The 1,055-nt window shown below is 50.0% G+C and carries 1 rRNA gene; it reads right to left on the minus strand.

The window, feature by feature from the left end:
• Positions 1-1,055, minus strand: a 23S ribosomal RNA gene (locus I6F10_RS19975); the annotation flags it as partial.

Genomic DNA, 1,055 nt, shown 5'->3' on the forward strand with positions numbered 1-1,055 from the left:
GCATCAACAACTTCATCACCGTAGTGACTCGTCTCGTGTCTCAGTCTTAATAGCAACCCGGATTTACCTAAGTCGCCAACCTACTCACTTTCACATGGACTACCAACGCCATGCTTGTTTAGCCTGCTCCGTCCCCCCATCGCAATTATATCGAGTACAGAAATATTAATCTGTTTCCCATCGACTACGCCTTTCGGCCTCGCCTTAGGGGTCGACTTACCCTACCCTGATTAACATGGGATAGGAACCCTTGGTCTTCCGGCGTGGGAGTTTTTCACTCCCATTATCGTTACTCATGTCAGCATTCGCACTTCTGATACGTCCAGCATACCTCCCGGTACACCTTCAACCGCTTACAGAACGCTCCCCTACCACTCAGAATAAATTCTGAATCCGCAGCTTCGGTGCATAGTTTAGCCCCGTTACATCTTCCGCGCAGACCGACTCGACCAGTGAGCTATTACGCTTTCTTTAAAGGATGGCTGCTTCTAAGCCAACCTCCTGGCTGTCTGGGCCTTTCCACATCGTTTCCCACTTAACTATGACTTTGGGACCTTAGCTGGCGGTCTGGGTTGTTTCCCTCTTCACGACGGACGTTAGCACCCGCCGTGTGTCTCCCGGATATTACTTTACGGTATTCGGAGTTTGCAAAGGGTTGGTAAGTCGGGATGACCCCCTAGCCTTAACAGTGCTCTACCCCCGTAAGTATTCGTCCGAGGCTCTACCTAAATAGATTTCGGGGAGAACCAGCTATCTCCCGGTTTGATTAGCCTTTCACTCCTAGCCACAGGTCATCCCCTAACTTTTCAACGTTAGTGGGTTCGGTCCTCCAGTTGATGTTACTCAACCTTCAACCTGCCCATGGCTAGATCACCGGGTTTCGGGTCTATACCTTGCAACTAGTCGCCCAGTTAAGACTCGGTTTCCCTACGGCTACCCTATTCGGTTAACCTCGCTACAAAATATAAGTCGCTGACCCATTATACAAAAGGTACGCAGTCACCCAACAAGTGGGCTCCTACTGCTTGTACGTACACGGTTTCAGGTTCTATTTC

Source organism: Pseudoalteromonas sp. SWYJZ98 (genome assembly GCF_015864495.1).
In the GTDB taxonomy this organism is placed as follows: Bacteria; Pseudomonadota; Gammaproteobacteria; order Enterobacterales; family Alteromonadaceae; genus Pseudoalteromonas; species Pseudoalteromonas distincta.